Origin of the sequence: Nocardiopsis alborubida (assembly GCF_012396365.1) — a bacterium.
GTDB classification, from domain to species: Bacteria; Actinomycetota; Actinomycetes; order Streptosporangiales; family Streptosporangiaceae; genus Nocardiopsis; species Nocardiopsis alborubida.
This window is the reverse complement of sequence record NZ_JAAXPG010000016.1, coordinates 25,842-48,524: the sequence shown is the minus strand read 5'-3', so window position 1 is coordinate 48,524 and position 22,683 is coordinate 25,842. Positions and strand designations below refer to the sequence as shown.

General features: G+C 72.9%; 25 protein-coding genes. 16 read left to right on the top strand and 9 right to left on the bottom strand.

The features are described 5' to 3' along the window. Positions 1 to 36: 36 nt before the first annotated feature. The 7 genes from HGB44_RS17625 (at position 37) to HGB44_RS17595 (ending at position 4,257) form a co-directional block, all read left to right on the top strand. Positions 37 to 285, top strand: a complete 249-nt coding sequence (locus HGB44_RS17625) for a gas vesicle protein GvpG (RefSeq protein WP_061081336.1) — start codon at positions 37 to 39, stop codon at positions 283 to 285. Between the two features lie 21 nt (positions 286 to 306). Continuing rightward, positions 307 to 930 carry a hypothetical protein gene (locus tag HGB44_RS17620; RefSeq protein ID WP_061081337.1) on the top strand — a complete coding sequence of 208 codons (624 nt, stop codon included), beginning with the start codon at positions 307 to 309 and terminating at the stop codon, positions 928 to 930. Then, the gene (locus HGB44_RS17615; RefSeq protein WP_061081338.1) at positions 914 to 2,113 is read left to right on the top strand and encodes an SRPBCC family protein; all 1,200 of its coding nucleotides are present in this window, start codon (positions 914 to 916) and stop codon (positions 2,111 to 2,113) included. The genes HGB44_RS17620 and HGB44_RS17615 overlap by 17 nt, the downstream gene beginning before the upstream one ends. 101 nt (positions 2,114 to 2,214) lie before the next feature. After that, entirely contained in the window at positions 2,215 to 2,658 is a 444-nt protein-coding gene (locus HGB44_RS17610) for a gas vesicle protein (RefSeq protein ID WP_061081339.1), read from the top strand. After that, positions 2,645 to 3,439 carry a GvpL/GvpF family gas vesicle protein gene (locus HGB44_RS17605; RefSeq protein ID WP_061081340.1) on the top strand — a complete coding sequence of 265 codons (795 nt, stop codon included), beginning with the start codon at positions 2,645 to 2,647 and terminating at the stop codon, positions 3,437 to 3,439. The genes HGB44_RS17610 and HGB44_RS17605 overlap by 14 nt, the downstream gene beginning before the upstream one ends. Then, complete coding sequence (locus HGB44_RS17600; protein ID WP_013153378.1) at positions 3,436 to 3,750, top strand: gas vesicle protein; 315 nt, start codon at positions 3,436 to 3,438, stop codon at positions 3,748 to 3,750. The genes HGB44_RS17605 and HGB44_RS17600 overlap by 4 nt, the downstream gene beginning before the upstream one ends. A 33-nt stretch (positions 3,751 to 3,783) precedes the next feature. After that, the gene (locus HGB44_RS17595) at positions 3,784 to 4,257 is read left to right on the top strand and encodes a gas vesicle protein K (protein WP_082768424.1); all 474 of its coding nucleotides are present in this window, start codon (positions 3,784 to 3,786) and stop codon (positions 4,255 to 4,257) included. Positions 4,258 to 4,381: 124 nt separating this feature from the next. Here HGB44_RS17595 and HGB44_RS17590 read toward each other — a convergent pair whose 3' ends face one another. Genes HGB44_RS17590 through HGB44_RS17580 form a run of 3 tightly spaced genes read right to left on the bottom strand, consistent with a single transcriptional unit; the run spans position 4,382 to position 7,571 of the window. Then, entirely contained in the window at positions 4,382 to 5,281 is a 900-nt protein-coding gene (locus HGB44_RS17590; protein WP_061081341.1) for a carbohydrate ABC transporter permease, read from the bottom strand. Then, positions 5,278 to 6,300, bottom strand: coding sequence for a carbohydrate ABC transporter permease (locus tag HGB44_RS17585; RefSeq protein WP_061081342.1), 1,023 nt, complete (start codon positions 6,298 to 6,300; stop codon positions 5,278 to 5,280). The genes HGB44_RS17590 and HGB44_RS17585 overlap by 4 nt, the downstream gene beginning before the upstream one ends. Beyond that, positions 6,297 to 7,571: an ABC transporter substrate-binding protein gene (locus tag HGB44_RS17580; protein WP_061081343.1), complete on the bottom strand. Its 1,275-nt coding sequence runs from the start codon at positions 7,569 to 7,571 to the stop codon at positions 6,297 to 6,299. The genes HGB44_RS17585 and HGB44_RS17580 overlap by 4 nt, the downstream gene beginning before the upstream one ends. Positions 7,572 to 7,719: 148 nt before the next feature. Between HGB44_RS17580 and HGB44_RS17575 the strand changes: the two genes are divergently transcribed. Together HGB44_RS17575 and HGB44_RS17570 are read left to right on the top strand one after the other, a co-directional pair. Next, the gene (locus tag HGB44_RS17575; protein ID WP_061081344.1) at positions 7,720 to 8,769 is read left to right on the top strand and encodes a LacI family DNA-binding transcriptional regulator; all 1,050 of its coding nucleotides are present in this window, start codon (positions 7,720 to 7,722) and stop codon (positions 8,767 to 8,769) included. Positions 8,770 to 9,049: 280 nt separating this feature from the next. Beyond that, the gene (locus HGB44_RS17570; RefSeq protein ID WP_061081345.1) at positions 9,050 to 9,361 is read left to right on the top strand and encodes a hypothetical protein; all 312 of its coding nucleotides are present in this window, start codon (positions 9,050 to 9,052) and stop codon (positions 9,359 to 9,361) included. A gap of 76 nt (positions 9,362 to 9,437) precedes the next feature. Here the strand turns inward: HGB44_RS17570 and rpsR are convergent, their stop codons facing one another. After that, positions 9,438 to 9,695: a 30S ribosomal protein S18 gene (gene rpsR / locus HGB44_RS17565; protein ID WP_061081346.1), complete on the bottom strand. Its 258-nt coding sequence runs from the start codon at positions 9,693 to 9,695 to the stop codon at positions 9,438 to 9,440. Positions 9,696 to 10,055: 360 nt separating this feature from the next. On the opposite strand from rpsR, the gene HGB44_RS17560 reads away from it, so the two are divergent. Further along, positions 10,056 to 10,868, top strand: coding sequence for an alpha/beta fold hydrolase (locus tag HGB44_RS17560; protein WP_061081347.1), 813 nt, complete (start codon positions 10,056 to 10,058; stop codon positions 10,866 to 10,868). A gap of 57 nt (positions 10,869 to 10,925) precedes the next feature. Here the strand turns inward: HGB44_RS17560 and HGB44_RS17555 are convergent, their stop codons facing one another. Then, positions 10,926 to 11,300 carry a carboxypeptidase-like regulatory domain-containing protein gene (locus HGB44_RS17555; protein ID WP_168444048.1) on the bottom strand — a complete coding sequence of 125 codons (375 nt, stop codon included), beginning with the start codon at positions 11,298 to 11,300 and terminating at the stop codon, positions 10,926 to 10,928. Positions 11,301 to 11,572: 272 nt separating this feature from the next. Between HGB44_RS17555 and HGB44_RS17550 the strand changes: the two genes are divergently transcribed. Together HGB44_RS17550 and HGB44_RS17545 are read left to right on the top strand one after the other, a co-directional pair. Next, positions 11,573 to 12,103: a hypothetical protein gene (locus HGB44_RS17550; protein WP_061081349.1), complete on the top strand. Its 531-nt coding sequence runs from the start codon at positions 11,573 to 11,575 to the stop codon at positions 12,101 to 12,103. A gap of 152 nt (positions 12,104 to 12,255) precedes the next feature. Further along, positions 12,256 to 12,912, top strand: a complete 657-nt coding sequence (locus HGB44_RS17545; protein WP_061081360.1) for a TetR/AcrR family transcriptional regulator — start codon at positions 12,256 to 12,258, stop codon at positions 12,910 to 12,912. Between the two features lie 73 nt (positions 12,913 to 12,985). Here HGB44_RS17545 and HGB44_RS17540 read toward each other — a convergent pair whose 3' ends face one another. From HGB44_RS17540 to HGB44_RS17530, 3 genes are all read right to left on the bottom strand, one after another. Beyond that, a complete protein-coding gene (locus tag HGB44_RS17540) occupies positions 12,986 to 14,092 on the bottom strand; it encodes a Gfo/Idh/MocA family protein (RefSeq protein ID WP_061081350.1) in 1,107 nt (368 codons plus the stop codon). Further along, positions 14,089 to 14,826, bottom strand: coding sequence for a sugar phosphate isomerase/epimerase family protein (locus HGB44_RS17535; protein ID WP_231972485.1), 738 nt, complete (start codon positions 14,824 to 14,826; stop codon positions 14,089 to 14,091). Before HGB44_RS17535 ends, HGB44_RS17540 begins: the two co-directional genes overlap by 4 nt. A gap of 306 nt (positions 14,827 to 15,132) precedes the next feature. Further along, positions 15,133 to 15,966 (bottom strand): DeoR/GlpR family DNA-binding transcription regulator, encoded by an 834-nt coding sequence (locus tag HGB44_RS17530; protein ID WP_061081352.1) that lies wholly within the window; start codon positions 15,964 to 15,966, stop codon positions 15,133 to 15,135. A gap of 165 nt (positions 15,967 to 16,131) precedes the next feature. Between HGB44_RS17530 and HGB44_RS17525 the strand changes: the two genes are divergently transcribed. The 4 genes from HGB44_RS17525 to HGB44_RS17510 all read left to right on the top strand — a co-directional run bounded on the left by HGB44_RS17525 (position 16,132) and on the right by HGB44_RS17510 (position 21,033). Next, positions 16,132 to 17,499, top strand: a complete 1,368-nt coding sequence (locus HGB44_RS17525) for a hypothetical protein (protein ID WP_061081353.1) — start codon at positions 16,132 to 16,134, stop codon at positions 17,497 to 17,499. 18 nt (positions 17,500 to 17,517) lie between these two features. Next, on the top strand, positions 17,518 to 18,900 hold the full coding sequence (locus tag HGB44_RS17520; protein ID WP_168444047.1) for a GntP family permease: 1,383 nt from the start codon (positions 17,518 to 17,520) through the stop codon (positions 18,898 to 18,900). 235 nt (positions 18,901 to 19,135) lie between these two features. After that, complete coding sequence (gene otnK, locus HGB44_RS17515) at positions 19,136 to 20,386, top strand: 3-oxo-tetronate kinase (protein ID WP_061083327.1); 1,251 nt, start codon at positions 19,136 to 19,138, stop codon at positions 20,384 to 20,386. Then, the gene (locus HGB44_RS17510) at positions 20,383 to 21,033 is read left to right on the top strand and encodes a class II aldolase/adducin family protein (RefSeq protein WP_061083326.1); all 651 of its coding nucleotides are present in this window, start codon (positions 20,383 to 20,385) and stop codon (positions 21,031 to 21,033) included. Before otnK ends, HGB44_RS17510 begins: the two co-directional genes overlap by 4 nt. 236 nt (positions 21,034 to 21,269) lie before the next feature. Here the strand turns inward: HGB44_RS17510 and HGB44_RS17505 are convergent, their stop codons facing one another. Further along, positions 21,270 to 22,673 (bottom strand): alkaline phosphatase family protein, encoded by a 1,404-nt coding sequence (locus HGB44_RS17505; protein ID WP_061083325.1) that lies wholly within the window; start codon positions 22,671 to 22,673, stop codon positions 21,270 to 21,272. Between the last annotated feature and the right edge of the window lie 10 nt (positions 22,674 to 22,683).

The window sequence follows — 22,683 nt, the reverse complement described above, 5'->3', positions numbered from 1 at the left end:
CCCGCCGGGCGGGGACACCGAACAGGAGTCAGGGGCATGGGCCTCCTCAGCATGATCCTCACCGCTCCCGCCGCGCCGGTCCGGTTCGTCGACTGGACGGCGCGCCAGGTCCTGGACGCGGCGGAACGGGAGATGTACGACCCCTCACGCATCCGACAGCAGCTGGCGGAACTGTCCGAGCGCTTCGACGCCGGAGAGCTGTCCGAGAGCGAGTTCGACCAGGCGGAGGACGAGTTGCTGGACCAGCTGGAGGAAGCCGAGCGGTACCAACAAGGTCTTCGATAGACGATATTGAGGTGAGATCCCGTGGGGGACACCGCGAAAATCGTGGCCGCCGCAGTGGGCGGCTACGTCCTGGGCCGGAGGAAGAAGTTCAAACTGGCCCTGGGGCTGGGCCTCTACCTGGGGGCCAAGAAGCTCGACATCAAACCCGGACAGCTCGCCCAGGGGCTGCTCAAGGAGGTCTCCGCGCTCCCGGTGGTGGGTGAGCTCAAGGGCCAGTCCCGCGAGCAGCTGCTCAACGTCGGCAGGAGCGCGGCGGGCAACATCGCCGGCAAGTGGGCGGGCGGCCTGGCCGACTCCCTCAACAGCCGCACCGAACGCCTGCGCGACGGCGCGGCCGGGGTCACCCCAGGCTCCGACGAGGACGAGCCCGACGAGGACGACGCCGCGCGGGGCGAGGCCGCCGAGGACGCGGACGAGCCCCGGGGCGACGGCGACGTCGAGGCCCGGCAGGAGCGGGGCGAGGCCCCCGCCTCCGAGCGCCGGACCAGACCCAAGGCCGCGAAGGCGTCCCGGGGCGCCGCCTCGGGCACCGCCACCCGGGCCAAGGGCACCGCCAAGAGCGCCTCGGGCACCGCCAAGCCCGCCCGGCGCAGGCGCGCCGCGGACACCGGCGGAGAGGGGGGCGACGATGGCCGCGACGACTGACTCCCAGGGGCCGCTGGCCCGGCTGCGGTCGGCCGCCGACAGGAACGAGGGCACGTCCAAGCTCGCCGACGCCCTTCAGGACTACCTCAGCGCCAAGGCCACCAGCGTGGTGAACGGCGCTGCCCGCAGGCTCGGGGCCACGGTGGAGCGCCTCACCAGTGACGGCGCCCCCGTCGCGGCCGGGGTCGGCGGCGAGCTCGCCCAAGGCAAGAACCCGGTGAACGCCGTGGTGACCGGCGGGGCGAAGGGCCTCAAGGACAAGGTCGGCCAGGGGCTGGGCACGGGGTCCTCCGGAGGGGGCGGCAAGCCCTCCAAGACGGTCAACATCGTCGAGGACGTCGACGTGGGCGTCCCGGTCCGCGTGGCCTACAACCAGTGGACCCGCTTCCCCGACTTCGGCTCCTTCGCCAAGGGCGTGCAGAGCGCGGAGCGCACCGGGGACACCTCCTCCCACTGGAGGGGCAAGGTCTTCTGGTCCAGCCGCAGCTGGAGCGCCGAGGTCACCGAGCAGGTCCAGGACCAGCGGATCGCCTGGTCGACCGAGGCCGCCAAGGGCACCATGAAGGGCGTCGTGACCTTCCACCCCCTGGGGGAGAACCTCACCCGTGTCCTGCTGGTGGTGGAGTACTACCCCAAGGGCCTCTTCGAGCGCACGGGCAACATCTGGCGGGCCCAGGGCAGGCGCCTGCGCCTGGACCTCAAGCACTACCGGCGCCAGGTCATGATGCTGCCCCGGGACGAGGCGGCCGAACTCCGGGGCTGGCGCGGCGAGGTCCGCGGGGGAGAGGTCGTCCTCTCCCACGAGGACGCCGTCGCCCTGGAGGAGGCGGACCTCACCGAGGAGCAGTGGGCCGAGCTGGAGGAGCTGGACTCCGAGGAGCGGGCCGAACTCGCCGACCTGGACTCCGAGGAGCGGGCGGAGCTCGCCGACCTGGACGACGGGAACGGGGAGGCCCCGGACGATGATCCCGAGGACGGGTTCGAGGAGGAGCCCGAGGACGACGGGCCCGAGGCCGGGGAGGAGCCCGCGGACGAGCCCGAGGACGACGAGGGCGAAGAGGAGGAACTCCTCGATGACGAGGCTGAGGGCGAGGACGCTGATGAGGCGGACGAGCAGGACCTGGACGGAGAGGACGACGAGTACCCCGACGAGGAGGAGCGGCCCGCGGCCGAGCGCTCCTGAGCAGGGGGCCGCCTCCGCACCGGCAGCCGGGACCGCGACGGCGGCGCGCGCGTGACCCGTGGCCGTGACGGATACGCGGGACCGGGAGGGAACTGGTACGCATGAGTGAACCCACGCCCTGGCGGGGCGAGCCGAGGCAGATCCGCTCCTCCGGCGGATCCTCCTCCGCCAACCTCGCCGACGTACTCGAACGCGTTCTCGACAAGGGCGTCGTGATCGCGGGCGACATCAAGATCAACCTGCTGGACATCGAACTCCTCACGGTCAAGCTCCGGCTGCTCGTCGCCTCGGTGGACAAGGCCAAGGAGATGGGCATCGACTGGTGGGAGCACGACCCCGCCCTGTCCTCCCGTGCGTCGCGGCGCGGGGACGACGAGCTGGCCGAGGAGAACAGGCGCCTGCGCGAGCGCATCGAGGCCCTGGAGGAGCACCGCACCGCGCAGGTCGCCTCGGGCGAGGCGCACCCCCTCCCCGAGGAGGGCTCCGAGACCCCGGCCGCGGAGGGCTCCGGCGCCCGGGAGGAGGGTGAGCATGGAACGGCCTAAGCAGGCGAGCTACGTCTACGCGGTGTGCCGCCCCTTCGGCCTGGCGACCACCGAGGGCATGACGGGCGTGGGCGGCCACCCCGTCCACCTCGTCGTCGAGGGCGACCTGGCCGCCGCGGTCAGCACCGTCCCCCTGGACGAGTTCGACGAGCAGGCGCTCCACGCCAAGCTGGAGGACCTGCGCTGGCTGGAGGAGGTGGCCCGGGCCCACCACGGCGTCGTGGACGCGGTGGCCCTGCGCTCCGTGGCCCTGCCGCTGCGGCTGGCCACCGTCTACCGCGGGGACGAACGGGTCCGCCAGGTCCTGCGCGAGAACGCGGAGGCCTTCGCGGCGACCCTGGACGAACTCGTGGACCGGGTCGAGATCGGTGTGAAGGTCTACGCCGAGGCGGGCGCGCGCACCGCCGGGCAGCCCGAGCCGCAGACCCCCGCCGACGAGAGCCCGGGCAAGGCCTACCTGCGCAGGCGCAGGGAACAGCGCGACCGCCGTGACGACACCTGGCAGCGGGCCTCCGCGCTGTGCGAGCGGGCCGACGAGGTCCTGGGCGCGATGGCCCGGGCGCGCGCCCGGCACCAGACGCAGAACGCCGCGCTGTCCGAGGCCTCCGGCGAGAACGTCATGAACAACGCCTACCTCGTGGACGGGGAGCGGGTGACGGAGTTCCTCGCCGCGGTGGACGAGCTGAACTCCCGCGCGCCGGAGGGCACCAGGATCGAGGCCTCCGGGCCGTGGGCCCCCTACTCCTTCGCCTCCCCCCGAGCGGCGGAGGCGGGCGCATGAGCACGGTGAACGGATCCGGCCCCGCCGGGAACGGCCCGCCCGGCACCGGCGGCTTCCCCGGCCAGGCCCACTCCCTGACCACGATGCTGGACGAGGACCACCCCCTGGCCAACCGGGAGATCTCCCTGGTGGACCTGCTCGACAGGGTCCTGGCCAAGGGGGTGGTCGTCTCGGGGGACCTGACCGTCTCCATCGCCGACGTGGACCTGGTCCGGGTCTCCCTGCACGCCCTGGTGTCGTCGATCAACGAGAACGTGCCCTCGCCCTGGGAGCACGGTCACCCCCTGAGCGGATGGATCCGGCAGGAGTGAGGACCGGCCCCGGAGGGAGGGGAAGGAGGCGGTATGCCAGAGGTGAACGGGAACCCGCTCCGCGCGGCGCGGGGCCCCGAGGGGCCGACGCCCGTGCGCGTGGCCGACGCCGACACGGTCCCGGGAGGCGGGAACGACATCCTGGGACGGCTCCAGGACGCCCTGGACGAGACGGCGGACCCGGACCGGGTCGGCGAGGGGCCTGCGGGCCCCGAGCGGCAGCGGCTGCGCCACCGGATCGAGACCGAGCCCGACACGGTCGAGCGCGACCTGATCAAGCTGGTGCTCACCGTGGTGGAGCTGGTGCGCCAGCTCATGGAGCGCCAGGCCCTGCGGCGCGTGGACCAGGGCGACCTCACCGAGGACCAGGAGGAGCGCATCGGCATGACGCTGATGCTGCTGGAGGAGCGTATGACCGAGCTGCGTGAGCGCTACGGGCTCTCCGCCGCCGACCTCAACCTGGACCTGGGCCCGCTGGGGTCCCTGCTGCCCAGGAACGGGGAGTAAGCGAAGGTGTCCCCGGTGCCCGCCTCAGGGGGAGTCCCTGACAGAGGGCGGGCACCGGGGTGGGGAGGGGTCGGCGGGGCCTCACGCGGCCGCGGCCGCCGGGCGGGAGTGGAGTGGCCCGGGGCTACTTTCCACCGACCCCCATCATGCCGCGCACCAGGGAGCGGCGCGCGAAGAGGTACACGAGGAAGAGGGGCAGGGTGGCCAGCACGACCGCGGCCAGCATGCCGGGCACGTCCACGCGGTACTCGCCCTGGAACTCGAACAGGCCCATGGTGATCAGCCGGTTGTCCGCCGACTGGGTGAGGATCAGCGGGAACAGGAACCCGTTCCAGGCCTGGAGCGCGGCGTACACGCCGATGGTGCTCAGCCCCGACCGCGACATCGGCACCACCAGCTGGAGGAAGGTGCGCACCGGGCCCGCGCCGTCCAGGGCCATGGCCTCGTACAGCTCCTCGGAGATGTCGCGCATCGACCCCACCAGGATCAGCACGCACACCGGCAGCGCGAACGCCGCCGTGGGCAGCACGATGGCGGTCAGGGTATCGTACAGCCCCAGTTCGATGATGATCAGGTACACCGGGATGATCACCGCCTGGGACGGGATCGCCAGTCCCAGCAGGAACATCCGGAACACCCCCGTGGTCCACCGGGTGCGCGAGCGCACCACGGCGAACCCGGTCATGGAGGCGAGCACCAGCACGATCGCCACCACCGCGACGGTGACGATCGCGGTGTTGAGCACGAAGCCCAGCACCCCGTTCTCGACCGCCTTGACGTAGTTGCCCAGGGTCGGGTCCGTGGGCGGGGTGAGCGGCCCCGCGGAGGTGTAGTTCTCGGAGCGCTGCACCGTGGCCACGAGCAGCGCGTACAGCGGCACCCCCACGACGGCCAGCCACACCAGGGCGCCCAGTCCGGCCAGGAGGTTGGGGCGCCGACGGCCCGGCCGCCGCCGCGGGAGGACGGGGCGGCCGCTGCTCGGGAGCTGCCGGGAGGCGGGCCTCTCGGCCGTACTGGCGGTCACATTCCCTCCCGGGTGCTGCGCATGTCGCCGAAACCGGTGAAGCGGATGAGGAGCAGGGCGATCAGCGTCGCCGTCACCACCAGGGTGAACGCGACGGCGCTGGCGTAGCCCAGCTCCCAGCTCCGGAAACCGGCCTGGTACATCAGGTACGGGACGATGGTGGTGTTGGTGCCGGGCCCGCCCCCGGTCATGATGAGCACGGTGTCGAAGTAGGTCAGCGCGCCCACCACCATCAGCACCGACGAGGTGGTGATGGTGTGCTTGAGCTGCGGCAGCGTGATGTACCAGAACGCCCGCAGCTTTCCCGCCCCGTCGATCTCGGCGGCCTGGTACAGCGTCGCCGGGATCTGTCGGGCGCCGCCCTGGTAGAGCAGCATGTGCAGCGGGATGAACTGCCAGGCGCTGACGAACACGATCACCAGGAACGCGCTGTCGGGACCGCCCAGCACGTCCACCGACGACAGGCCCAGACGGGGCCCCAGCCAGGCCAGCGGGCCGAAGTTGGGGTCCAGCAGGGCCCGCCAGACGAGCGCGATCGCCGCGGAGGACAGCAGCAGCGGCAGGAAGAAGACGGCGGAGAGCACCGCGCGGTTGCGCTGCTGACCGGCGGCCCAGACCCCGAGCAGCAGGCTGATGGGGGTCTGGACGATCCAGGACAGGGCGGTCAGCAGCACGCTCAGCCACACGGCGTTGTGCATCATCGGGTCGCCGACCAGGCGCGACCAGTTCTCCAGGCCGATGAAGCGGGGCGAGCCCAGCCCGCCCCAGGAGGTCAGGGACAGGTAGGCCACCAGAACCATCGGCAGGGCGGCGAAGACCCCGAAGTACAGCAGGCCGGGCAGTGCCCACGCCGGTCCGGGCCGCCCCGTGCGGGGGGCGGCGCCCCGCGCGGCGAAGCCGCCGTGCGGGGCGTCGGGCCGGGGGCCCCGGGGGGCGAAGCCGCCCGACCCGGTGCCCCCGGACGCCGGGTTGCCGGTCATGGTGCCACCGGTCGCCTGGCTGTCGGTGCGGCCGGTCACAGGGCCGCCAGCGCGTCGACGAACTGCTCGGGCGTGCTCTCACCGTTGAACAGCGACTCGATCTCGGTGACCATCGGCGTGGCCACCTCCGGGGGCAGCGCCTGGTCCCACGAGAGCTGGAAGTGCGGTGCGTCGCGCACCATCTCGTACTGGAAGGTGGCGAAGTCCGGGCTGGGGCTGTCGGCCACGGCCTCCTCGGCGTTGGTGGTGGTGGGCACCTCGCCGTTCTCCACCATGTCGGCCACGTACTCCTCCTCCGACATGTACGTCAGGAACTCCATCGCCTGGTCCATGTACTCGGTCTCGGCGGACACCGAGAAGTAGTTGGTCGGGTTGCCGACCACGTTGGCGGGGTCGCCCTCCCCGCCCTCGATCGGCGGGAAGGCCACGTATCCCAGGTCGTTCGTCGCGAACTCCTCGTCCTGGTCCAGGATGGTGGAGTACTCCCACGAGCCCATCAGGTGCATGGCGGCCCGGCCCTCGGACAGCAGCGCGGAGGCCGCGCCCTCGGTGTAGCTCACCGAGGCGTAGGAGTTGCCGAACGCGCCCTGGTCCACCAGTTCCCGGACCATCTGGGCGGCCTCCAGCACGGCGGGGTCGCGCCAGCCCTCGGAGTCGCCCTCGGCGATGCGCGCGAACACCTCGGGGCCGCCGATGCGGTCCACGAGGTACTGGAGCCACATCTGCTCGGTCCAGGGGTCGGCCCCGGCCAGGGCGAAGGGGGTGACGCCCTCCTCGGTGAAGGTGTCGACCAGGCCCAGGATGTCCTCCCAGGTCTCGGGGGGCTCCGCCCCGGCTTCCTCGAACACCGTCTCGTTGTAGAAGAGGATGACCGGCTGGGTGCCGCGCAGGGGGATGCCGTACTGCACGCCGCCGACCTGGCCCGCCTCCAGGATGGAGGGGATGAAGGAGTCGGCGAGCTCGGGGTTCTCGGCGAGCATGTCGTCCAGGGGGACGAGCATGTCCTGCTCGACGTAGGGCTCGATGCTGCCGCCGCCCCAGTTGAAGAACACGTCCGGCTTCTCGCTGGAGCCCATCGCGGTGCGCAGGCGTTCCTCGTAGCTGTCACCGGGGACCTCGTCGATGACCGCCTCGGTCTCGGAGGCCTCGTTGAACCTTTCGACGGCGCCCTCCTGCACCACGACCAGGGTGTCCTGGTACATCCACACGTGCATGCGGTCGTCTCCGCCGCCGCCACCGGAACAGGCGGTGACGGCGAGCAGGCAGAGCGCCGTCGCTCCGGCGGCGGAGCCCAGGCGGGGGGTTCTCATGGCCACTCCTCTTTCGAAACTATCGGTCAGTATTTCGAAATATTTGCGCCCGAATGTACGCGGCGTCACCCCGAGCGTCAATAGGAGGATGAGAGCTGGGTCACCAGGAGCCGCGCGGAGTTGCCATGACCGCGTAGGATCAGGCGTCGTGAGCGCAGACCCGACCCCCGACTCCGCCCGGACCACCCTTTCGGAGCCGGTCACCATCTCGAAAATTGCGGAAGCCGCAGGCGTATCGGTGCCGACGGTCTCGAAGGTGCTGAACGGACGCGCCGACGTGGCCAGCGAGACCCGTGCACGTGTGGAGGAGCTGATCCGCCGCCACGGCTACCGGCGACGCCGGGGCCCGGGCGGAGGCCGTTCCTCCATGGTCGACCTGGTCTTCCACGAACTCGACAGCGCCTGGGCGGTCGAGGTCATCCGGGGCGTGGAGAGCGTGGCGCGCTCGGAGGGCCTCAGCGTCGTGCTGACCGAGTCCGGGGGCGCGCAGACCCCCCGCGACGACTGGGTCGACGCCGTGCTCGCCCGCCAGTCCACCGCCGTGATCCTGGTCTTCTCCGACCTGGCGCCCGAACAGCGCACCCGCCTGACCGCGCGCGGCATCCCCTTCGTCGTGGTCGACCCGGCGGGGGACCCGGGCCCGGACATGCCCTCGGTGGGCTCGGCCAACTGGAACGGCGGCCTGGTCGCCACCCGCCATCTCATCGAGCTCGGCCACCGGCGCATCGGCGTCATCGGCGGGCCCCGGCACGTGCTGTGCAGCAAGGCCCGCATCGACGGCTACGCCTCCGCGCTGGACTCCGCCGGGCTGACGGCCGACCCCGCGCTGGTCCGCTACGGCGACTTCCACGTCGAGAGCGGGCGCGACCGGGGCCGGGAACTGCTCCGGCTGGACGACCCGCCCACGGCCGTCTTCGCGGGCAACGACCTCCAGGCCATGGGCCTGTACGAGGCCGCCCGCGAGCTGGGCGTGCGCATCCCCGAGGACCTGAGCGTGGTCGGCTACGACGACCTGCCGGTGGCCCGCTGGATGGGGCCGCCGCTGACCACCGTGCGCCAGCCGCTCACCGAGATGGCCGAGGAGGCGACCCGGATGGCGCTCACCCTGTCGCGCGGCGGCACCCCCGCCAACCTGCGCCTGGACCTGGCCACCGACCTGGTGGTCAGGCGCAGCAGCGCCCCGCCCTCCGCCTCCTGAGGAGGGCGGCCGACGGAGGCCGCGGTCCCCGCCCCGGCCCCGCGCGGGGAAGGGGGCGAACGGACCCCGCCGCCTTTTTCAGTGGAATGGGGGCGGTTCTGCCGCGGTGGCCTCCGGAATGAAAACCACAATCATCCCCCGGGGGTTCCGGTGTGAAATTCCGGTGGGTGGCGGACAAATTCTCCGTGCCTCGCCACGGCGGCGCTTGATACGCGACCGGTGGTCGAATAGTCCTGGGTGTGTTCGCGTTCTGTCGTCTGACCGTTTTCCAGGGGGAGAGATGGCCGCACAGCATACTGTTCACGAGGGGCACGCGCACGAGCACGGGCACGGGTGCGGGCACGTGTCCGTGCCGTACCAGGGCCACGTGGACTACGTCCATGACGGTCACCTGCACCGCGAGCACGACGGGCACTGGGACGAGTGCTCCACGCGGGGCCACTCCGTCCACGAGGGGCACGCGCACGAGCACGGGCACGGGTGCGGGCACGTGTCCGTGCCGCACGAGGACCACGTGGACTACGTCCATGACGGTCACCTGCACCGCGAGCACGACGGGCACTGGGACGAACACGCTCCCGGTCACTCCTGACCGCGCCGGCCCCTGGCCGCGCATCGGTCAGTCGTTCCCGCGGGCGGCCGTTCCCCCCGGAACGGCCGCCGGGTCCTCAAGGCCTGTTCGCCGGGGTGTTGGCCGGGTAGGGCAGCAGGGCCATCTCGCGCGCGTTCTTGACCGCCGCCGCGATCAGCCGCTGCTGGCGTGCGGTCACCCGCGTGACCCTGCGACTGCGGATCTTCCCCTTCTCGGAGATGAACTTGCGCAGGAGTGCGGTGTCCTTGTAGTCGATGTAGTCCATTTCCCCCAGCGGATTGGCGAAACTCCGCGTGGGCTTGCGCTTTCCCGGACGGTGTGCTGAAGAGGGCATGTTCGCCTTTCTGGGAACTCCGCGAAGGGGCCGGTGCTGATTTCCTGTCGCGTCTCCTCGTCCGTGGCCGGGCGGGAGTCCGACAGTGACTCCAGGGCCTCGGCGCCGAGGCCGGCACCGACGAAGGAGAGGCGCTGGCCGCGGTCGCCGTACCGGGCCCACCGCGCGCATGCGCCCTCCCCTCCTCGACTGTCCGCGGATACTGAAAACGATTATCGTTCCCAAATCCTACACGGTCGGAAGGGGACCCGTGCCCCGCCCTTCGCCGAGCGGGGGGTGCGTGCCCTCACAGGCCCCCGAACCCCTGGCGCCGCCCTCTGAGGGTGTGTGCGAGGATGGCCCCGGATTCCGGGAGGGGCGATGACGGTGATCACCACGGACGACGGGCTTGGCATCGAGTACACCGAGCACGGTGACTCCCGGGGACGCCCGGTCGTGCTCCTGGCCGGGTTCAAGGCCCCCGCGACCTCCTGGTGCCACCAGGTCGCCCCGCTCACGGACGCCGGATACCGGGTGTTCACCGTGGACCTGCCCGGCCACGGCGCAGCGGGGCCGCTGCCCACGGGCATGACCATGGACCGGCGCGGCGACTGCGTCCACGCCCTCCTGGAGCACCTGGACCTGGAGGGCGCCGTGCTCGTCGGCGGTTCCATGGGCGCCAACACCGTCTGGGCGTACACCTCCGCGCACGGCACCGGCCGCCTGGCGGGCGCGGTGTCGGTGGACCAGACCCCGAAGATGCTCAACACCGCGGACTGGCCGTACGGCTTCTACGGCTACGACGAGGGCAACGCCGACACCTACTTCGCCGACGGCATCCCCGCCACCGGCCGCGGAACGCCCCTGTGGCGGCGCGGCGTGCGCCTGGTCAGGACGCTGCGCGCGATGCGCGGCACCGACCGCGAGCTCACCCCCGCGGAGCTGGAGCTGCTGGGCGACCACGCCCGGCGCGACTGGCGCGACGCGGTCGCCGGGCTCGACGTGTCCGCCCTGTTCGTGGCCGGGGCAGAGAGCGAGCTGTGGCCCGCCGAGCACGCCGCGGCCGCCGCCAGGCCCAACCCGCGCGCCGGCGCGGCCGTGGTGCGCGAGGCCGGGCATGCCGTGAACATGGAGCGGCCGGGCGCCTTCAACGCGGGGCTGCTGCGTTTCCTCGCCCGCGTCGAGGGCTTCTGACCCGGGCTGGCCCGACACGGGGCGGGGCCTGATCACGGGAGCTTCGGCGGGAGCGGCCTACCGGGTGAAGCGCAGGTCGACGGTCACGTCGTCCTCGCCGAGAACGACGGTCTCCGTCCCGGTCCGCGCACCGTCACCCCCCACCCCGTGGAGGTCCCAGCTTCCCGGGAGCAGGGAGACCCGGTAGCTTCCGTCGGCGACGGTGGACACCCCGGCCTCGTGCGAGGCCACGACGGGGTCCTCGTTCGAGGACCACCGGATGAACACTCCCTCCACCGGTTCTCCGGAGGAGTCGCGGACCGTTCCCGTGACGGTCGAGAACCGTGATTCCCCGGTGTCCGTAGGCGGGTCCCCGTCGCTGACCACGGCCCAGGGGGCGGCGCAGGAGATGCCGAGGAGGACCGCCGGCAGGGCGACCGCGGGACGTCGCACGCCACCCGTCGCCCGCGCCATCCGCCTCACCGCCAAGGAACGTCGGGCCGTATGCCCGGAATGTCATTTCATCCTGCCACGGGGACCCGGCCACGAGGAGGGCCGTTGGGTCCTGCGGGGGCCGGGAGCGGCGACGGATTCCGGCGTGGTGGGATGTCCGTATGGTTCCGCGGTCGAAACCCCCGAAGAACGCGCACCCGTCGCCGTACACGCCCGGTGGCACTCCGAGACCCCCTGACCCGAGGGCCCCGGAGCCCGGGTCCGCACGCACGATGACCATTTCCGAAGCGGTGTCCAGGACTGCCTCCGGCGGCGGGATACACGCCTTCCTGATCCTCCTGATGCCCTTCTCGATCTCGGACGGGGTCACCTCCGGGGTCGCCCTCACCGTGCTCCCGGCGGCCTACGCCGTCTTTCTCACGGTCACCACGTTTCCCGGCCTGATCGCCTTCCTCCTGGAGCGCAGGCGTGCCTCCGGCCGCAGACACGAGTCCGAGCACAGGTGCGCGTACGGGCACAGGCGTACGTCCGGGCCCAGGGCTCCCGCGCTCCGCGCCACGAAGGCCGCTCCCTCCGCGGTCGCGGCCCTGCTCTACGCCCTCTTCCCCGCGTCCATGATGGTCACCGAGGGCCCCGACGCCCTGGCCATCGCCTTCTCCCTCTTCATCGCCCTGTTCGGCTACCTCGTCCACCGGGCCTGTCTGTCGGTCACCTTCTCCTCCGCCGCGGGAGCCGTCGTCCGCGCCGTGGCGCTGACCGCGCCCCTGCTGCTGATCCTGGGACTGGCCTCCGCCCTCCCGTGAACGGGGGAGACCCCGACCGGCCCCCGGGCACGGGGACGAGCCGCGGCGCCGATGCCGACACACTGGTAGGCGTCCACGAGGGAGAGAACCGCACCGGCCCCGCCGCGCGTGAGCGGCGGCCGACCGTGCGGTCCGGGTCGAAGGAGGGCGTGGTGAACGGTGGTGCGGGTGCTTCCGGCCGGACGTACCGGAAGGCCGAGAAGCGGCGGTCGCAGATCCTGTCGCGCGCGATCGAGGTGTTCGCCGAGCACGGGGTGGGCGCGTCGCTACGGGCCATCGGCGAGGCCATCGGGGTGTCCCACGCGGCGCTGCGCTACTACTTCGCCTCCCGGGACGAGCTGCTGGTGGAGGTGTACCGGGAACACGAGGCGACGGGGTGCGAGCCCTCGGACCCGGACGCCGTCTCGGCGGTCGCGGTGATGGAGCGCAGCGCGGAGCGCAACCGCTCGATCCCCGGCCTGGTCGAGCTGTACGCGACGCTGACGACGGACGCGTTGCAGGAGCAGCGGCACCCCGCGACGCGGGAGTTCGTCCGGGCCCGGTTCCGGGAACTGCGCGCCGACCTCGCCGAGCGCGTCCGCGCGGGTCAGCGCTCCGGGGAGATCGCGGCCGACATCGACCCCGACGACGCGGCGGCCCTGGTGATCGCCGCGTCCGACGGGCTGCAGTTGCAGTGGCTGCTCGACCCGCAGGAGGTGGACGTCTACCGCGCGCTCCAGGTCCTGGAACGGCTGCTGCCCGGCGGGGGAGGGGGCGGCGGGACCGGGGACGACGAGGCCGGGGGCGGCGCGTCGGCCCGGGCCCGGTGAACGCGCCCCGGGCGCCGTCGCCGCGCGTGAGCGGTGACGGCGCCCGGGGTTCTTCGGGTCAGACGCGTGCCGCCTAGAGGGTCGGGTCGGCCGGGTCCCACCCCGCCGGGAGCGGGGCCACCGGCTCCACGGCGGAGGTGATCTCCACGGGCAGTCCGCCGGCCGCGGCGTCGCGGATGCCCAGCAGCACGTCCAGCACGTGCGAGGCCACGGCCCCCGACGCGCGTTCGGTCCCGCCCGCGCGTATCGCGCGGACCAGGTCCACGACACCGGCTCCCCGCCCGTACACGGGCCCCTCGGCGGGGAGGGCGACCGGCTCCTCCCGGTCGTACCGCCACAGGGTGGTGTCCCCGCCGAACGTGTTCGGGTCGGGCAGGACGATCGTGCCCTCGGTACCGTTGACCTCCACCATCCCCGCTCTGGGCAGCGCGTGCTGGAACGAGAACGTGGACTGGGCGGAGCGCCCCGGACCGAACTCGACCAGCGCGGCGTGGTGCGTCGGAACCTGCACCTCGAACACCTGGCCCGCGCGGGGACCGCTCGCGATCGTGCGGGTCGCGCGGCCGGTGGAGGCCACCGCCTGCACCCGGGTCGCGGCGCCGAAGACGTGCACGAGCGCGGTGACGTAGTACGGGCCCATGTCGAACAGGGGCCCCGCCCCGTGGGCGAAGAGGAAGTCGGGGTCCGGGTGCCAGGACTCGGGCCCGGGGACGTGGAACATCGTGGTCGCGGTCAGCGGCTCCCCGATGTCGCCGCGGGCGATCGCGCGCAGCGCGGTCTGCGTTCCCGCGCCCAGCACCGTGTCCGGCGCGCAGGCGACCCGCAGTCCCGCCTCCCCGGCCCTGGCCAGCAGCGCGGCGGCCGCGTCGTGGTCCAGGGCGAGGGGTTTCTCGCTCCACACGTGCTTGCCCGCGTCGAGGATCCGGTGCCCGACCTCGGTGTGCACGGCCGGGACGGTCAGGTTGACCACCACCTCGACGTCCTCGCGTGCCAGCAGCTCCGCCACGGTCCCGGACGCCGGAACACCGTACGCGGCGGCCTGCGCGGCGGCGCGTGCCAGGTCCAGGTCCGCGACGAAGCGGACCTCGACGTCGGGGAACCGCGTCAGGTTCTCCAGGTACTGGGTCGAGATGTTGCCCGCGCCGATGACGCCGACCCCGGCGGCCCCGGTGCGCGTCATCGGTCGTTCTCCCCGAGCCAGGCCAGCGACCGCGCGATGCCGTCGAACACGTCGCCCGCGTAGGCGTCGAACTCGACCACGCGGATCGCCCGCGGCGCGGCCTCCAGGACCGCGCGGACGTCGACCTCGCCCGAACCGGCGGGCTGCTGCCGGTTCACGTCGCCGTCCAGGGTGCCGTCCTTGACATGGATCAGCCGCACCCGGTCGCCGAACGCGCGCAGGAGCGCCGCGGCGTCGGCGCCGCCGACCCCCGCCCAGTAGGTGTCGACCTCCAGCACGACCCGCGGCTCCAGGTGCTCGACGAACACCTCCAGCGCGTGCCTGTCGCCGATGCGGCTGCTCAGCTCCCAGGCGTGGTTGTGGTAGCCGAACTCCAGTCCCCGTTCGGCGGCCAGTTCCGCCAGGCGGTTCACGCGCTCGGCCAGCTCGGCCACCTGGTCGGCGGTCTGCCACCGCTCGCTCGGGACCAGCGGGTCGATGACCGTCGCGATGCCCAGTTCGGCGGCCGCGTCGAAGATCCCTTCGGGGGCCTGCGCGTCGATCACCGGGGCGTGGCCGGAGGGCGCGGTGACGCCCGTCGCGGCGAACACGCGCCGGTACTCCTCGGTGTCCAGGTGGAACGCGTACGGCTCCACGTGGGCGAACCCGATCTCGGCCAGGCGCGCCACGGCGCTCTCCAGGCCGTCGGCGAGTTCGTCGCGGATCGAGTACAGCTGCACGGATGTCGTGGGCACGGGGGGCTCCTTCGTTCGCTCGGGCTTCGCCCTGTCGCTCACTTCGCGGCCGCGCCCCGGGGGTGCGGGGCAGGACCGCGCACCCAGATTCTTACATTGGAAGATTTTTGTCCAGGGCTTTTCCGGGAGCACGGTCCGGCGGCGCGCTCCGGGCTCCCCGGCCGCACGGGCCGCGGCGGGCGCGGCTCCGTGCGGGGCGGGCCAGGACATGCCGAAGGGCCGGACGGCGCCCCGGCGGGGCGGGGGCCGGTCCGGCCGTGCGCACGAGTGCGCCCGGCCTCCGGGAACTCCCCGGTGGAGCGGGGGTCAGGCGGTGGGGGCCTCGGCCTCCTCGCCGGATCCGGTCGTCGGCGCGTCCTCGTCGGCCTCCCGCTGGGGCGCCACGACCTCCAGGCCCACGCCGAGTTCGCGGATCGCGCGCACGGACGACTCGGCGAGGCGGTCGTCGGTGATCACCGAGGCGAAGCTCGTGAGCGCGGCGACCTTGAACGTGCCGAAGGCCCCGTACTTGTCGGCTCCGGCGACCAGCACCGACGTCGAGGCCGCCGCCATGGCCGCGCGTTTGACCGCCACCTTCGCGCGTGAGGGCGTGGTGGTGCCCCGGCTCAGGTCCCACGAGCTCGTCGAGACGAAGGCGACGTCGATGTTGAACTCCTCGATGGTGGCGGCCGCGATGTCGCCGACCGAGGAGCGGTTCTCGCGGTCGATCTGCCCGCCGATGAGGAACAGGGTCACGTCGGGGTGGTCGGTGAGGGAGGCGGCGGTGGTGATGTCGTTGGTGATGACGGTGAGGCCTGTGACGCTCCACAGCGACGGCACCAGGTGCCCCAGCGTCGTGCCCGCGTCCAGGTAGACGGTCTGCCCCTCGCCGACCATGGCCGCCGCCGCGCGGGCCATCGCCCGCTTCTCGGCCACGTCCACCCGCGACTTGTCGCGGTAGGAGGGCTCCGAGCGCACCTGCGAGACCAGTTCGACGCCGCCGGGCACCGAGCGGACCCGCCCCTCCTCCTCCAGCGTCATGATGTCGCGGCGCACCGTCATGTGCGAGACGTCGAGGATCTCGCACAGCTCCTTCACGCTCAGCACGCCCGTACCGCGCAACTCCCGCACGAGCAGTTCACGCCGTTGCGCCGGAATCATCGTTCTCCCTCGGTCGCGCTCATGGGCCCCATGGTAACGAGTGTTCCCAAATGGTACCAGTCGTGATAATTGTTGACTCCCATGTTCAGCTGGTGTTAAACATGGCGCGTTGCCGTAGCGGCCCGGCGCACACGTGCCCCCCGCGAGGCCGGAGAAGGAGAACCCATGCAAGCCACCGACGCCACCACGGCGCCGCCGCCCGTGCGCTACGCGCTCACCGGAGCCCGCGGCGGATTCGCGCGCACCCTGCTCGCCCAGACCCCGCGGATGGAGCGGCTGCGGCCCTCGGTCCTGTGCGACCTGGACACCGAGGGGACGGTCGCGCTGTGCGCCGAGCTCGGCTACCCCGCCGACGCGCTGGCGGTGTGCTCCAGCGCGGACGAGGTGGCCGCGCTGGCCGACGGGCGGATCGCGGTGATCGCCGACGCCCGCCTCCTCGAACACGCCGACTACGACGTGCTCGTCGAGGCCACCGGCAGCCCCGAGGCGGGCACCCGGGCCGCGCGGACCGCCATCGCGGCCGGACGCCACGTGGTCATGGTCTCCAAGGAGGTCGACTCCGTATCAGGAGTCGCGCTGGCCGACCTCGCCCGGGAGCGGGGCGTGGTGTACACCCCCGGGATCGGCGACCAGCCCGCCAACCTCATCGAGTGGTACGAGCGGACCCGCCTGCTGGGCCTGGACGTCGTCGCGATCGGCAAGTCGGGCGAGTACGACCTGGTCTTCGACCCGGCCACGGGACGCGTGCGCCAGCTCGACCAGGAGGTCGACGCCCCCGGCCTGGCCGACCTGCTGACCCTGGGCGAGGACGTGCCCGCCACGCTCGCCGCCCGCGCCCGCGCCGTGGCGGGCCTGTCGCGCTCGGCCGCCGCCGACTACTGCGAGATGGGGGTCGTCGCCAACCACACGGGCCTGGTGCCCGACACCGAGGCGCTGCACTACCCCGTCGCGCGCGTCGCCGAACTCGCCGACGTCTACTCCCTCGCCGAGGACGGGGGCATCCTCTCCCGGCCCGGCGCCGTGGACGTCTTCAGCGTGCTCCGCCTTCCCGAGGAGGCCTCCTTCGCCGGAGGGGTCTTCGCCGTCGTCCGCACCGGCGACCCCGTCTCCTGGGCACTGCTCGCGCAGAAGGGCCACGTGGTCTCGCGCTCGGGACGCTACGCCTGCCTGTACCTGCCCTACCACCTCATGGGCGTGGAGACCCCGCTGAGCCTGCTGGACGCCGTGGACCGCCGCCGCGGGGCGACCTCACGGCCCCCGGCCCCGCACGCGGTCCTGGCCGGGCGGGCCCGGCGCGACCTCCCCGCCGGGACCAGGCTGGACATGGGCGGACACCACCACGACGTCCAGGGGGTGGCCCCCGTCCTGCTGGACACCGCCGACGCCCCCGTCGACGTCGCACCGCTCTACCTGGCGGCCCACGCCACCCTGGGCCGCGACGTCGCGGCGGGCGCACTGGTGCGCCTGGACGACCTGGCCGACGCCAGCGACGCACTCCTGGACGCCTGGCGCCACGCCCGCACGCACCTGTGAACGATCGGACCCACTGACATGCCGGACATCTACACCCTGTTGGCGTTCCTCGCCGCCATCGCGGTACTCGTACTGCTCATCGCCCGCTTCAAGGTCCACCCCGTGGCCACGCTGTTCATCGTGGTCGTGGCCCTCGGCCTCGTCCTGGGCATGGGCGGTACGGGGACCGTCGAACTCGTCACGACGGGCTTCGGCAACACCCTCGCCAGCGTGGGGCTGCTGATCATCTTCGGCTGTGTGCTCGGCAAGATGCTCGAACTGAGCGGCGCGGCCCTGAAGATCACCGAGACCGCGCTGAAGCTGTTCTCCCAGAACAAGGTGCCCTGGGCCATCGCCCTCGCCTCGACCGTCCTGGGCATCCCCCTCATCGCCGACACCGCGGTCGTCATGCTCATCCCGATCGTCTCCGCCCTGGCCTACCGCACGGGCATCTCGATGATGAAGCTGGGGCCGATCCTCTACCTCGGCGCCTACGTCATGACCTCGGTCGTCCCGCCCGGTCCCGGACCGCTCGCCTCCGCGTCCCTGCTCGGCGTCAGCACCGGCGAGGCCATCCTCTACGGCCTCATGGTGGGCATCCCCGGCGTCGTCGCCGCGACGGTCTACCTGTCGCGGACCAGGACGCACGTGCCGCCCAAGCCCGAGTTCGTCGAACACCTGGCCGCGGGCTCCGGCGGATCCGCCACCGGCCCCTCCGGCGGCGGCGACTCCGTCACCGGCACCGAGGCCCCGGCCACGGTGGGCCTGTTCGGCTCCCTGGTGCCGATCCTGGCCCCCATCGCCCTCATCGTCTTCGCCTCCCTGGCCGGTCCGGCACTCCCCGAGGGGGCCTGGATCACCGAGGCCGTCCTGTTCGTCGGCGAGCCGACGGTGGCGCTCTTCCTCGCCTGCCTCCTGGCCCTGCCGCTGTTCCGCGGCCGCTGGCACGACAAGTCCACCCTCAACGACCTGTTCGAGGCGGGCCTGCGCATCGCCGCGATGCCCATCGCCCTCACCGGCGTCGGCGGGGCGCTGGCCACCATCATCCGGGAGACCGGCGTGGCCGAGAGCGTCGCCTCGGGCATCGAGAGCACCGGCCTGTCACCGGTCATCATCCCCTTCCTCGTCGCCGCCGCGGTGTGCACGATCACGGGCTCCAACATCCTGGGCGTGATGACCTCGGCGGCCATCATGCAGCCCCTGGTGTCCGAACTCGGCCTGGCGCCGATCGTGGTGTACCTGGCCTGCGCGACCGGCGCCCAGATCATGAAGCACGCCAACTCGTCCGGCTTCTGGGTCACCACGACGCTGTCCAACATGACGGTGGGCCAGGGCATCCGGTCGATCGGCGTCGCCTCGTTCCTCTCGGGCGTCACCGGGTTCCTCGTGCTCAACGTCATGATCGCGACCGGCGTCGTCTGACCAGTGTTCCTTTGGGCCTCCGCTCCGCTCCGGCCCTGGTTCGGGCGCCCGGAGCACGGGAACCTTCGGCGCCTACGGTGAGACTGCCCGTGCCCACCCCTCGCCCACCGCCACCCTCAACGGACGCCTACGGCGCAGTCCTGCTCGCAGCCTCGCCTCCGGCACCTCCAGAACCCGGCGGGCGCCCGAACCGACCTCTCCGACCGAACCGCCCCGACCACAGGGAGTACCTCACATGGCGACCCTCGGCGTGATCGCCGACGACCTCACAGGCGCGACCGACGTCGCGATCGCCCTCACCGCGTCCGGCCACCGGACCACGGTCGTCCTGGACTCGCGGGACCCCGGCGGCGCCGACCCCGTCGCCGCCGCGGCGGAGGGGGCCGACGCCGTCGTCGTGGCCCTGAAGTCGCGCACCACGCCCGTCGACGCGGCGGTCGCGGCCTCGCTGGACGCCCTCGACCGGCTGCGGAGCGCGGGGTGCGAGCGGTTCTACCTCAAGTACTGCTCGACCTTCGACTCCACCCCGGACGGCAACATCGGACCGGTCGCGGAGGCGGTCCTCGACGCCCTCGGCGAGGAGGTCACGGTCGTCGCACCCGCCTTCCCCGCCAACGGGCGCACCGTCTACCGCGGCCACCTCTTCGTGGGGGACGACCCCCTCGACGAGTCCCCGATGCGCCACCACCCGCTCACGCCCATGACCGACTCCAGCCTCCCGCGCCTGCTCGCCCCCCAGGTCAGCGGCGGCGAGGCCGACGTCGCGCTGGTGCCCTGGCCGGTGGTGGCCCGGGGGGCCGACGCGGTGCGCGGGGCCATCGCGTCGGCCGGCGCGGAGGGGGCCCGGTTCGTGGTCGTCGACGCCCTGACCGACGCCGACCTGCGCACGCTCGCCGACGCGACGCGGGACCTGCGCCTGCTGACGGGCGGCAGCGCCCTCGCCCAGGGGCTCACCGGCCCCCACGGGACGGGCCGCCTGCCGCTCACCCCGCCCGAGGGGCCGCGCGTCGTGCTCTCGGGCAGCGCCTCGCGGGCGACCCAGGGCCAGGTGCGCCACGCCCTCGCCCACGGCGGGGGGCACCACCTGCTCCCCTCCGACCTGCGCGGGGACTTCGGGGCGACGGTGTCGCGTGCCGTGGACCGCGCCCTGGAGGGCGGCGCGTCCCCGTTCGTGGTGTACGCGACCGCCGCGCCCGAACACGTCGTGGACACCGCCGACGCGCCGCTCATCGAGGAGGCGCTGGCCGAGATCGCCGAACGCCTGGTCACCGCGGGAGTACGCGCGCTCCTGGTGGCGGGCGGGGAGACGAGCGGAGCCGTCGTGCGGCGCCTGGGCGTGGCCTCGCTCGCGCTGGGACCCGAGATCGACCCGGGCGTCGCGTGGACGCTCGGACACAGGAACGGTGAGGACGTCCAGCTGATGCTCAAGTCCGGCAACTTCGGCCGCGAGGACCTGTTCGTCCGCGCCTGGGAGGGGGACAAGTGAACCGCGAAGCGCGCGAGGCCGCCCGGGAGCTGTGCGCGGTGGGACGCCGCGCCGTCGAACTGGGGCTCAGCCCGGGTGCCTCGGGCAACGTGTCCGCGAGAGCCGGGGGACTGACCCTGATGAGCCCCACGGGGGTCTCCCTGCGCGACCTCGACCCCGAGGACCTGTCCGTCCTGGACGAGGCGGGGGAGCACGTCGCCGGTCCGCCCCCCTCCAAGGAGTTCCCGCTCCACCAGGCGATGTACCGGCGGGTCGCGGACGCGGGCGCCGTCGTCCACCTGCACTCGCCCCACGCCTGCGCGGCCTCGTGCCTGCCCGCCTGGTCGGAGGCCTCCGCGCTGCCGCCCGTCACGCCCTACCTGGTCATGCGGGTCGGCCAGGCGCCCCTGGTGCCCTACGCGGCGCCGGGCAGCGACCGGCTCGCCGACAACCTCTCCCGCCTGCCCGGGCGCTTCCGCGCGGCCCTGCTCGCCAACCACGGTTCGATCGTGGCCGCCTCCGGTCCGGCGGCCGCCCTGGACGGCGCCGTCGAGCTGGAGGAGGCCTCGCGCATCGTCGTCTCGCTGCGGGGGAGCGAGTTCTCCGTGCTCTCGCCCGAGGACGTGCGCGAGCTGACCGGGCGCTACGGCACCGACTGGGACCTGTGACCGCGGGGGCGGGCGCCGCGCGGCCTCGGTGAGGCACGCGGTGTCCGCCCCGCGCCCGTCCGCCCCTGGCTGGCCGGATGCGCCCCCGTCGGACCGGGCGGAAACGCTGCCGGTGCGACACGGGGGTTCTGACCTGCGGTGATCTTGTGCTTATAGCGAGTCTGGAGCGTCGAACCCCGCCATGAGTACAAGATCACCGTGAGGGGGCGCTCCGGTGGTCCCCTGGGGTGACCGTATTAGGGGGAAGGAGCCGGTCCCGCCGGTGCCGGCACACCGGCGAGACCGAGTATGAGGTCGCGGACCTCGGTGGCCGCGACGCGTTCCCGGGCGAAGCCCGGATCGGAGCACAGCACCAGGGGACCGTCGTCGGGGTCGGCGTGCGCGCGCCCGTGGGTGCCGCGCACACAGCCCGGGTCGAGCGGGACCACGTTCATGGCGTAGCGCAGGCCGACCTTCTTGCGGGCGAGGTTGGCCGCCGCGCGTGCTTTGACCAGCCGGTCGGCGGGGTCCAGGAAGAGTTCGGCGGGGTCGTAGCCCGGTTTGCGGTGGATGTCCACGCCGCGCGCGAAGTCCGGCGCCGCCTCATCGCGCAGCCAGTAGTAGTAGGTGAACCAGGCGCCCGGGTCGGCCACGAGGACGAGTTCGCCGGAGCGCTCGTGGTCCAGCCCGTGCTCCGCCTGCCCGTCGCGGTCCAGGACCAGGTCCACCCCCTCCACCCCGGACAGGAGGCGGGCGACCGCGGGCACGTCGCCGGGGTCGCGGACGTAGACGTGGGCGCACTGGTGGTCGGCCACCGCGAAGGCGCGCGACTCCCACGGGTCCAGGTACTCCATCCCGTGCTGGGTGTACACCTCCAGCAGCCCGGCCTCCCGCAGCACCCGGTTGACGTGCACGGGCCTGTCGGCGGGGGTGATGCCGTACTCGCTGAGAACCATCACGGCGGTGCCCGAGCGCTCGGCGTCGTCCAGCAGGGGCGCCAGGGCCGCGTCCATGTCGACCACCGCCCGGCGGGCCTGCTCCGAGTCGGGCCCGTACCGCTGCAGGTCGTAGTCCAGGTGGGGGACGTAGCACAGGGTCAGGTCGGCCCGCGGCATCAGCCTGCGGGTCGCGGCCACGATCCACTCGGTGGAGCGGATCGAGGCGGTCGGTCCCCAGTAGTGGAAGAGCGGGAAGGGCCCCAGCTCCGCGGTCAGCTCGTCGTGGAGCGCGGGCGGACGGGCGTAGCAGTCGGGGGACTTGCGCCCGTCGGCGTGGTAGACCGGCCTGGGCGTGACGGTCCAGTCGGTGGTGGCGCCCATGGCGTACCACCAGCACACGTTCGCGGTGCGAAAACCCGGCCGGCGGCGCCGGGCGGTCTCCCACACCTTCTCGCCCCGGACCAGGCGGTTGTGCTGGCGCCACAGGTACACCTCGCCCAGGTCCCGGAAGTACCAGCCGTTACCGACGGCGCCGTGCCCCGCGGGGGTCCGGCCGGTCAGGAACGTGGACTGGACGGTGCAGGTGACGGCGGGCAGGACGGTCTCCAGCGGGGCCTGCCAGCCCTTCTCGGCCAAGGCCCGGAGCCGGGGCGCGTGCCGTAGCAGCCGGGGCGTGAGCCCGACCGCGTCGACCACGAGCAGGCGCGGTTCCTCCGTCGGCATGGGGTGTCCC

What these genes read in the sequence shown, in the direction of transcription:
- HGB44_RS17625 (WP_061081336.1), top strand. Translation starts at nt 37, where the DNA reads ATGGGCCTCCTCAGCATGATCCTCACCGCTCCCGCCGCGCCGGTCCGG.
- HGB44_RS17615 (WP_061081338.1), top strand. Translation starts at nt 914, where the DNA reads ATGGCCGCGACGACTGACTCCCAGGGGCCGCTGGCCCGGCTGCGGTCG.
- HGB44_RS17610 (WP_061081339.1), top strand. Translation starts at nt 2,215, where the DNA reads ATGAGTGAACCCACGCCCTGGCGGGGCGAGCCGAGGCAGATCCGCTCC.
- HGB44_RS17605 (WP_061081340.1), top strand. Translation starts at nt 2,645, where the DNA reads ATGGAACGGCCTAAGCAGGCGAGCTACGTCTACGCGGTGTGCCGCCCC.
- HGB44_RS17600 (WP_013153378.1), top strand. Translation starts at nt 3,436, where the DNA reads ATGAGCACGGTGAACGGATCCGGCCCCGCCGGGAACGGCCCGCCCGGC.
- HGB44_RS17595 (WP_082768424.1), top strand. Translation starts at nt 3,784, where the DNA reads ATGCCAGAGGTGAACGGGAACCCGCTCCGCGCGGCGCGGGGCCCCGAG.
- HGB44_RS17580 (WP_061081343.1), bottom strand. Translation starts at nt 7,571, where the DNA reads ATGAGAACCCCCCGCCTGGGCTCCGCCGCCGGAGCGACGGCGCTCTGC.
- HGB44_RS17570 (WP_061081345.1), top strand. Translation starts at nt 9,050, where the DNA reads ATGGCCGCACAGCATACTGTTCACGAGGGGCACGCGCACGAGCACGGG.
- rpsR (WP_061081346.1), bottom strand. Translation starts at nt 9,695, where the DNA reads ATGCCCTCTTCAGCACACCGTCCGGGAAAGCGCAAGCCCACGCGGAGT.
- HGB44_RS17560 (WP_061081347.1), top strand. Translation starts at nt 10,056, where the DNA reads ATGACGGTGATCACCACGGACGACGGGCTTGGCATCGAGTACACCGAG.
- HGB44_RS17550 (WP_061081349.1), top strand. Translation starts at nt 11,573, where the DNA reads ATGACCATTTCCGAAGCGGTGTCCAGGACTGCCTCCGGCGGCGGGATA.
- HGB44_RS17540 (WP_061081350.1), bottom strand. Translation starts at nt 14,092, where the DNA reads ATGACGCGCACCGGGGCCGCCGGGGTCGGCGTCATCGGCGCGGGCAAC.
- HGB44_RS17530 (WP_061081352.1), bottom strand. Translation starts at nt 15,966, where the DNA reads ATGATTCCGGCGCAACGGCGTGAACTGCTCGTGCGGGAGTTGCGCGGT.
- HGB44_RS17525 (WP_061081353.1), top strand. Translation starts at nt 16,132, where the DNA reads ATGCAAGCCACCGACGCCACCACGGCGCCGCCGCCCGTGCGCTACGCG.
- HGB44_RS17520 (WP_168444047.1), top strand. Translation starts at nt 17,518, where the DNA reads ATGCCGGACATCTACACCCTGTTGGCGTTCCTCGCCGCCATCGCGGTA.
- otnK (WP_061083327.1), top strand. Translation starts at nt 19,136, where the DNA reads ATGGCGACCCTCGGCGTGATCGCCGACGACCTCACAGGCGCGACCGAC.
- HGB44_RS17505 (WP_061083325.1), bottom strand. Translation starts at nt 22,673, where the DNA reads ATGCCGACGGAGGAACCGCGCCTGCTCGTGGTCGACGCGGTCGGGCTC.